Source organism: Sphaerospermopsis sp. FACHB-1194 (genome assembly GCF_014696235.1).
Classification (GTDB): Bacteria; Cyanobacteriota; Cyanobacteriia; order Cyanobacteriales; family Nostocaceae; genus Sphaerospermopsis; species Sphaerospermopsis kisseleviana.
In genome coordinates, this window is the sequence record NZ_JACJPU010000041.1 from 41,488 (window position 1) to 51,249 (window position 9,762).

Genomic DNA, 9,762 nt, shown 5'->3' on the forward strand with positions numbered 1-9,762 from the left:
GGTTTGCTGAATAAACCTAAAACCTTGATATATCAAAGGTTAGAGGCTGATAAACACAGAAATTAGTGCAAGGGTTTTGAAGGGTATACCGGAAAAAGTGTCCATTTTTTGGGATTTCAAGAGATGGCAAAGAAATTTTCAAATCTCCTCCTGACTCCTGACTCCTGACTCCTGACTCCTGACTCCTATGCCCTCACGGAAAGACTTTCTCAGCAACCCCTAAATATTTTAAGTGTTGGGTTTCGTTCCTCAACCCAACCTACAACCAATTTTATAATAAATAAAAACCTATGCCAAGAATTTTTGATAACATCAATGAACAATTATTAACAACCCTCAAACAAAGTTTAAAAGATGCACATAAAGCGGATTTTTGTGTAGGTTATTTCAACCTGCGGGGATGGAAATTAATACAGGAAGAAATAGAACAATTTACCGGAGGTGAAAATAATTGTTGTCGCTTATTAATTGGAATGCAAAAATTACCCAAAGATGAACTTAACCAAATGTTAGGTTTAGGAATATCTCGCAAACCCATATCCCAAAGTGACACAACTAACCTGAGAAAACGCCTAGTACAAGAATTTAGTCAACAATTAACTTTAGGTAAACCCAGCAATGATGATGAATGGGGTTTAAAAAGACTAAAAACCCAATTACAAACTAAAAAAGTAGTAGTTAAATTATATCTCCGTCATCCTCTCCACGCTAAACTTTATTTAATTCCCCAAAATTATCATAATTTACCCGCTATTGGTTTTTTAGGAAGTAGTAATTTAACCTTTTCTGGCTTATCTTACCAGGGAGAATTAAACGTTGACATATTAGATCATGATGCAACTAATAAATTACAAACCTGGTTTAATGAACGTTGGGAAGATCGATTTTGTTTAGATATTTCTGATGAATTAATCAAAATTATAGATGAAAGTTGGGCAACAGAAAAACTTATTTCTCCTTACTATGTTTATCTCAAAATGGCTTATCATCTCTCCCAAGAAGCGCGAGATGGTTTAAGTCAATATGCTATACCTTATGATTTTCAATTATTCCCTTTTCAAGCAGCAGCAGTAAAAGTTGCTGCCCATTATGTTAACCGTCGTGGTGGTGTAATGATTGGGGATGTGGTAGGATTAGGAAAAACCTTAGTAGGAACAGCAATTACTAAAATTATAGAGGATGAACTGGGTATTAGTACCGTTATTATTTGTCCGAAAAATCTTGTTTCTATGTGGGAAAAATATCAAGATGAATATGGTTTAGCTGCTAGGGTAGTTCCTATTAGTCAAGTTACCAAAATATTACCGACAATTACCGCCCGTTTTCGATTAGTATTAATAGATGAAAGTCATAATTTAAGAAATAGAGATGGACAACGTTATGCAGCGATTAAAGAATATATTGAACAAAGCGGAAGTCGTTGTATTTTATTAACTGCAACCCCTTATAATAAAAGTAATTTAGATTTATCTGCACAGTTACGGTTATTTATTCCTGAATCTAAAGATTTAGGTATTAAACCAGAAAATTTAATCAGAGAATTGGGAAATGAAACTGAATTTAAACGTAAATATCCGCAAACGGAAGTGAGAACTTTAACAGCATTTGAAAAAAGCGAATATGCAGAAGATTGGCAATTATTAATGAATCGTTATATGCTCAGAAGAACACGCAGTTTCATTAAAAATAATTATGCCGAAACTGATGCAATAGATGGCAGAAAATATTTACAATTTCCTGATGGTTCTCGTTCTTATTTTCCCACCCGCATTCCTAAAACTGCCACTTTTACTATTAATAATGATGATGACTATGGCAAATTATACTCTAGTGAAGTGGTAGAAATTATCAATTCTCTATCTTTACCCCGTTACGGTTTAGGAAATTACACCTTAGATAAATATAAACAACCTCCCACAGCAACGGAACAACAAATTTTAAATGGTTTATCCCGTGGGGGAAGACGGTTAATGGGTTTTTGTCGCACGAATTTATTTAAAAGATTAGAAAGTAGCGGTAATGCTTTTTTAGAATCTTTAGAACGTCATATTTTAAGAAATTATGTTTATATTCATGCGTTAGAAAATAAATTAGATATTCCCATTGGTACACAGGATGCGGAATTTTTAGAGACTGCAAATAATGATGAAGATGCGGATAATATTAATTCTACCAATTTAGATTTTGAAATAGCTGATGATGACAATGATGAAGAAAATGATGATCAGAATGATGAGGTAAATTTTGCTAGTTTAAGCAGTAAAGAAGCAGAATATAAACGTCAAGCAAAGGTTATTTATGCACTTTATCAAAGCAAATATCAAAAACGTTTTAAATGGTTAAATTATCGGTTGTTTAAGTCTGAGTTGAAAAAACATCTTCTGGAAGATGCTAGAGCATTGTTGAAGTTATTAAATAACTGTTTAAATAACTGTTTAAATAACTGTGGAGAATGGAATTATCAACAAGATCAAAAATTTCAAACTTTGCAAAAGTTACTCACAGAAATTCATCCTGATGAGAAAATATTGATTTTTACTCAGTTTGCAGATACAGCGCGTTATTTACAGGAATGTCTAGGAAAAGCGCATATTTCCCAAACTGCTTTAGTTACGGGTAAGGTAAATGATCCCACATCTTTAGTATATCGTTTTAGTCCCCAAAGTAATCAACAGAATATCACCCCTGAACAGGAAATTAGAATTTTAATTGCTACGGATGTTTTAAGTGAAGGTCAAAATTTACAAGATTGTCGGATTATTATTAATTATGATTTACCTTGGGCAATTATTCGCTTAATTCAAAGAGCAGGAAGGGTAGATAGAATAGGCCAAAAAGCATCAGAAATTCTCTGTTATTCTTTTTTACCTGCGGAGGGTGTGGAAAAATTAATTAATTTAAGAGGTAGACTGACCGAAAGATTACAACAAAATGCTAGTGTAGTGGGTACAGATGAGGCATTTTTTGAGGATGGTTTTTCCTATCAAGAAATACTGGATCTTTATCATGAGAAATCGGGTATTTTAGATGAAGTAGATGATGGAGAAGTTGATTTAACTTCGGAAGCTTTTCAAATTTGGAAAAATGCCATAGATGCTGATCCAAGTTTAGAGAAAATCATTAAAAATCTGCCCAATGTGATTTATTCTACCCGTTACCATGAAGGTACAAATTTAGATCCTCAAGGGGTGTTAATGTATCTGCGAACTGCTGAAGGTACGGATGCTTTAGCGTGGATAAATAAGGAAGGAAAAAGTGTTACTCAATCGCAAATGAGAATTTTAAGAATGGCAAGATGTAACCGGGATACACCCCCAGAAAAAAAGCATCCCCAACACCATGAAATTGTCGCTCAAGGGGCTGATTTACTATTAGAACAGCAAAAAACATCTGGAGGACAATTAGGAAGCTCTAAAAGTGCCAGATATCGAACTTATTACCGGTTAGATAATTATATTAAAAAAACGGAAGCAAAAACCCCTATATTTACATCAGGAGAAGATTGGCAGACTTTAAAAAAAGCGGTAGAAGAAATATATCATTATCCGTTAAAAGAAACAACGGTAGTTAAATTAAATCGGCAGTTAAAAAGCGGTATTAATGATGAACAATTAGCGACAATGATTATATCTTTAAGAGATAATAATTCTTTGTGTATTATCCATCCTGAAGATGGACAACAGGAAGCGCAAATTATTTGTTCCTTGGGGTTATTTGGTGATTAGTTATTGGGCGGAAAATTTTAGATTTTAGATTTTAGTAGGACTTACGTAAGATGTGACTGAAAACCTTATTCTTGCGTAGGGGTAATTCATGAATTACCCCTACTTTCGTTCTCTTTTGCGTAAGTCCTGTTTAGATTGGGGTTGATAAAAACAATCCAAAATCCAAAATCCAAAATCCAAAATCCAAAATCCAAAATCCAAAATCCAAAATCCAAAATCCAAAATCCAAAATAAAAAACTCCTGCCCCATCACATTAAACCCAGTTCTCTTTGCAGTAAATTAATTGATTGAGAACCAATGTAGTTTTCACAACGAATTAGTTTAGGTGGACGAATTAGATCATCTGAGACTGTTTGCATTCCTGCTTGTGTTGTTAAGTAACTGACTGGATCTGTACAAAATATGATTTCGCAACGTTTAACTATGGCGTTTAGTTTATAAGCATCCTTGGGTTGAGCAGTCATAACTAATAGTTCATCCCCCCGTAAACCGTGTAGGATGACTTCTGTAGCTCTGAGAATACCAGGACTGAGGCTAACTATACCAATACAGCTTGATTTGGCAAGGCTTTTAACTACATTGAGTTCTTTACTATAGTCATGAATATCTAGGGGAATAACGCGGACTGCTTGGGGTCCAGCGATCGCTTCTACTTCTCCGATAAAATAACGACTGGTGACTAATGTGGCCGATGTGGTTTGTTCTAAGACTGCGGCTAATTCTTCTGTTGTTACCAACTGGACGGGAATTTCTAGGGATTCTTCTAATTCATCTACCATTAATTCCCCAGCACCAAGATCCTGTAATGGTACTATTACCAAAACTCTGGCACTACAACGCAAACGCCAGTCAACTTCCGCTAAAAATAGCTCCCGTGCTTGATTGAGGGAACAACCTTGATTAAGTAATTCATCCAGTGTTTTTTGGACTGTTTTGTATGCTTCGGGGTATTGTTTCAGAATGGGAGATTGTAACCTACCACCACCCTCATGGCCTTGAGCGCGGACATAAATTCCTGAACCTGCTAGACTTTCGACAAATCCTTCGTCTTCCAGCTGGCGGTAAACTTTACTAATAGTGTTACGATGTAATCCAGTTTGCATGGCTAACGCCCTGGTGCTGGGTAATTTATAACCGGGTGCATACTGACCAGAGGCGATCGCAAAGCGAATTTGATTAAATAGTTGGCTGGATGCGGGGATTTCGCTGTCTGGCTGAATTCGGAATTGAATCATTAACAATTCTCCTGATGATTGGTAGCTGCACTTAACTGTTTGTGTGTACTACCTGTTAAATATAAATATATGATTTATTTTGAATTTATCGGATCAGATAATTTTGATGAAAATTATTATGACAGAGCAAACAATAGACTCTACAAAAGTTAAACTTTCTCAAAATGATTGTCAAATTGATGCTTATTTAGCAAAACCAACATCACCTGGTATTTACGCCGGAATTGTAGTTTTACAGGAGATTTTTGGAATTAATGAGCATATTCGGGAGGTGACAGAACGGATTGCTCAACTGGGGTATGTGGCGATCGCACCTGCTCTTTTTCAACGCCAAGCACCGGGCTTTGAAACGGGTTATACTCCTGAAGACATAGAAATTGGTAGAAAATACGCCTGGGAACAAACCACAGCTTCACAACTGTTGAGCGATATTCAAGCCGCTATTAATTATCTCAAAACTCAGCCCAATGTCAAAAAAGAAGGTTTTGGTTGTATTGGCTTTTGTTTTGGTGGTCATGTCGCCTACCTAGCTGCTACCCTCCCTGATATTCAAGCTACTGCTTCATTTTACGGTGCTGGGATCACCACCCGCACCCCTGGAGGCGGCAACCCTACTATTACCCGCACTCCAGAAATTTCCGGGACTATTTACGCCTTTTTTGGGATGGATGATGCCAGTATACCCACAGAACAGGTAAACGAAATTGAAGCAGCGTTACAAAAACACAACATTTCTCATGGCGTGTTTCGCTACGATGGATCTGATCACGGATTTTTCTGCGATCGCCGTGGTAGTTATAATCCTATAGCTGCGGCGGATGCTTGGCAACAAGTTCAACAACTTTTTGCCAACACTTTAGGGTGACTGGGGACTGGGGACTGGTGACTGGTGACTGGTGACTGGTGACTGGGGACTGGGGACTGGGGACTGGTGACTGGGGACTGGGGACTGGTGACTGGTGACTGGTGACTGGTGACTGGTGACTGGGGACTGGTGACTGGGGACTGGTGACTGGGGACTGGTGACTGGTGACTGGGGACTGGGGACTGGGGACTAAAAGAACTTTACCAATTACCAATTACCAATTACCAATTACCAATTACCAATTACCAATTACCCATTACCAATTTTTCATAACAATTAATCTTCAAAAAACATGAATTCCGAATCAAAACTTTCTCAAACAGCCAATTCGTCTTTTTCAATGGACGATTTTGCCAAAGCACTGGAAAAACACGATTACCAATTTCAAAAGGGACAAGTTGTACATGGTAAGGTGTTTCAACTTGACCATGATGGCGCTTATGTTGATATTGGTGGTAAGTCGTCTGCTTTCTTACCGCGAGATGAGGCTTCGTTGAGAGCAGTAACTGATTTATCGGAAGTGTTACCGATGAATGAGGAACTAGAGTTTTTGATTATCCGGGAACAAGATGCGGAAGGTCAAGTTACTCTTTCTCGCAAGCAGTTGGAAATTCAGCACATTTGGGAAAAATTATCCCAAATGCAGGAAAGTTCCCAAACAGTACCAGTGCGGGTAATCGGTGTCAATAAAGGTGGTGTTAACGTTGAAGTTCTTTCTCTGCGGGGTTTTATTCCGCGATCGCATCTAGCCGAACGTGATAATTTAGAAGCACTTAAAGGTCAAACTCTCACCGCTGGTTTTTTAGAAGTGGACCGCAATAACAAAAAACTGATTCTTTCCCAACGTTTAGCCGCTCGTTCTAGCAACTTTAGTTTATTAGAAATTGGTCAATTAGTCGAAGGCAAAGTTACAGGTATCAAGCCTTTTGGTGTATTTGTAGATTTAGATGGTGTTAGCGCCTTACTTCACATTAAACAAGTCAGCCAAAAATTTATTGACTCTTTAGAAAAAGTCTTTCAAATAGGTCAGCAAGTTAAAGCTGTAATTATTGACTTAGATGAAGGTAAAGGTCGAGTCGCTATTTCTACTAGAGTATTAGAAAACTACCCCGGTGAAGTTGTAGAAAACTTTGCAGAAGTCATGAACTCCGCAGAAGCCCGTGCTAACAGAGCAGCGAATAAAGCAGAATAGGTGATGGGTGATGGGTGATGGGTGATTGGTGAAATTATCGTTAATCTCCCAACTCCCAACTCCCAACTTCTTGATCTCCCAACTCCTTGATCTCCCAACTCCTTGATCTCCCAACTCCTTGATCTCCTTATGGATAAATTACCTGAAAGCAAGTCTCAGCTATCATCAGGCGGTGGTTTACCAGTGATTCAATACTGGGTAGAACAAACATTAACACCCCAAGGGTTAAAATTATGGCAAACCCTGAATCATAAAAGCGCCTGTTTATCCTGTGCATGGGGTACGGGTGGACAAAAAGGGGGTTTTGTTAATGAAGGGGGAGAATATTTACAACGTTGTGCTAAAAGTGTAGAGGCTATATCAGCCGAATTGCAACCAGGAATAAAACCAGAATTTTTCCAACAATATAATATTAATGAATTACAAAAACTGACTTCTCAAGAATGCGATCGCTTAGGTAGATTAACTTATCCTCTGATTCTCAGATTCGGATCTTCCCATTATCAACGCATTAGCTGGGAAGAAGTTTATCAAATTGCAGCACAAGCTTTTAGTATAACACCAGAAAGAATCGCTAGTTATAGTTCTGGACGTTCATCAAATGAAGCTGCTTATTTATTACAATTGTTAATGCGATCGCTAGGTAGTAACAATCTAGCCGACTGTTCCGATTTATGTCACGCCCCCTCAACAGTAGGCTTAAAAAAAGTTTTCGGTTCAGGTACATCAATGGTAAGTTTAGAGAACCTCAAACACAGTGATTGTGTAGTATTAATAGGTTCTAACGCACCAGCAAACCACCCCAGATTAATGAACGAATTAATCAAATTGCGGGACAGAGGTGGTAAAGTAATTATTATTAACCCCCAAATAGAAATCGGTTTAGTTAAATTTGCCTCCCCTGCATTTCCCATCAAATCATTACTCACAGGTGGTTCAGATATCTCAACCTTATATTTACAACCTATTCCCGGTAGTGATGTAGCCTTATTTGTAGGGTTACAAAAATCATTAATAGAACAGAATTTAGTTAACAGAGAATATCTGCAATCCTATACAACAAACTGGGCAGAAATTGTAGAATATGCAAATAAAACAACCTGGGAAAATATCACCCAAACTTGCGGTTTATCTTATGAAGAAATCACCGCTACCGCTTCTTTAATCGGTAAATCATCAAAAGTAGTTTTTGCTTGGGCGATGGGTGTAACCCAACAAGAAAACGGAGTTGATAACATATTAAGTATAGCAAATACCGCCTTAATTACAGGAAACGCGGGTAAAATTGGATCAGGAACAATGCCCATTAGAGGACATTCAAATGTTCAAGGATTTGGATCAATGGGTGTAACTATTCACTTGCAAGAAGAAATCAAACAAGCACTATCAAAATTATTAGGAAAACCTCTCAGCGAAACACCTGGTTATCATACCCGTGATTTAATAGCAGCAGCAGAAAATAGTCAAGTAGATACTCTCTTTTGTTTAGGTGGTAATTTGTATGCAGCTAACCCTGATTTACAACAAGCAAAACAAGCATTATCGCAAATAGAAACCATATTTTATGTATCTACCAAACCCAACTTAGGACATTTTCACGGACTAGGAAAAAACCAAACATTAATATTACCAGTTTTCAATCGTTTTGAAAATCCCCATAAAACCACAACAGAATCAGGTAATAACTTTGTGAGGTTAAATGATGAAGGTAAAAGTCATTTACAACCCCATAATTCTCATTTGATTTCCGAAATAGAATTGATCACAGAAATTGCCTATCGTCTACATGGGGAAAATCCAATTAATTGGCGAAAATTGCAAGATACTGTTTATATCAGAGAACTAATTGCTAAAACCATACCTGGTTATCAAAAAATAGGAGAAATTGATAAAAACAAAGAAGAATTTACCATTGAAGGGCGAATTTTTGCAGAACCGAAATTTAAAACCCCTGATGGTAAAGCCCAGATGTTTGTAACACCCTTACCCCAATTATTAACACCTAAAAAATCAGATTTTGGCATTGAGGAAAATCAGGCAGGAATTGTATTGATATTAGGAACAGGGCGAAGTTATGGACAACATAACACCGTAGTTTATAAACAAGAAGATAAATATAGAAATATGCCCCATCGTCATTGTATTTTGATGAATAATTTGGATATTAAAAAAGCAGGATTTCACCCACATCAACGAGTGAAGGTTAAAGGAGATGGGGGAGAATTAGAGAATATAGAAATTATTTCTGGTGCAATTCGTGAAGGGGTGGCTTTTATGTTTTATCCTGAAGCAAATATATTATTTAAGGGGAAAATTGATCCGAAAAGTGGCACACCTGCATATAAAAGAGTTCCGGTTTTTGTTTATCAATAAAATCTCGTTTCCTGTTTTCAGATTTTTTATTTCTCACGCAGAGGCGCAGAGAACGCAGAGAAATGAGGGTTTAAGATATACTTGGAGAAGATATATTTTTTCTTCTAATTTCTAGACTTTTATTTCTGTTACCTGTCACCTGTCACCTGTTATAATCTTAAAAACTCTATCAGTAGTGGATAAAGTAGAGCTTGTCCTAAGTTGACAATTTACTAGACAAACCTATACAAGTACATACCAAACTACAAGTATTTGACGTATACATGGAATAAGTTGACTAAAAAATTAGGCAAAATGTGTCAGAATTAAATAATAAAGTATAGTGTTGACATCAGCAAATGCTTTTATCCATCAAAACAAAACTCAAGTTA

Annotated in this window: 6 protein-coding genes; 4 read left to right on the top strand and 2 right to left on the bottom strand. The window is 37.0% G+C overall.

The window, feature by feature from the left end; genetic code table 11:
* The first annotated feature begins 290 nt into the window (after window positions 1–290).
* Window positions 291–3,725, top strand: a complete 3,435-nt coding sequence (locus H6F45_RS20150; RefSeq protein ID WP_190348201.1) for a helicase-related protein — start codon at window positions 291–293, stop codon at window positions 3,723–3,725.
* 249 nt (window positions 3,726–3,974) lie between these two features.
* Here the strand turns inward: H6F45_RS20150 and H6F45_RS20155 are convergent, their stop codons facing one another.
* Window positions 3,975–4,961, bottom strand: coding sequence for a GntR family transcriptional regulator (locus H6F45_RS20155; protein WP_137668134.1), 987 nt, complete (start codon window positions 4,959–4,961; stop codon window positions 3,975–3,977).
* A 118-nt stretch (window positions 4,962–5,079) separates the two neighbouring features.
* Between H6F45_RS20155 and H6F45_RS20160 the strand changes: the two genes are divergently transcribed.
* Window positions 5,080–5,826, top strand: a complete 747-nt coding sequence (locus H6F45_RS20160; protein ID WP_096572752.1) for a dienelactone hydrolase family protein — start codon at window positions 5,080–5,082, stop codon at window positions 5,824–5,826.
* On the opposite strand, the gene H6F45_RS20165 is transcribed toward H6F45_RS20160, so the two are convergent.
* Window positions 5,765–6,040 (bottom strand): hypothetical protein, encoded by a 276-nt coding sequence (locus tag H6F45_RS20165; protein WP_190348202.1) that lies wholly within the window; start codon window positions 6,038–6,040, stop codon window positions 5,765–5,767. The genes H6F45_RS20160 and H6F45_RS20165 overlap by 62 nt on opposite strands.
* 78 nt (window positions 6,041–6,118) lie before the next feature.
* Between H6F45_RS20165 and H6F45_RS20170 the strand changes: the two genes are divergently transcribed.
* Entirely contained in the window at window positions 6,119–7,018 is a 900-nt protein-coding gene (locus H6F45_RS20170) for a S1 RNA-binding domain-containing protein (RefSeq protein ID WP_137668760.1), read from the top strand.
* A gap of 129 nt (window positions 7,019–7,147) precedes the next feature.
* Window positions 7,148–9,391 carry an FdhF/YdeP family oxidoreductase gene (locus H6F45_RS20175; RefSeq protein WP_190348203.1) on the top strand — a complete coding sequence of 748 codons (2,244 nt, stop codon included), beginning with the start codon at window positions 7,148–7,150 and terminating at the stop codon, window positions 9,389–9,391.
* Window positions 9,392–9,762: the final 371 nt, after the last annotated feature.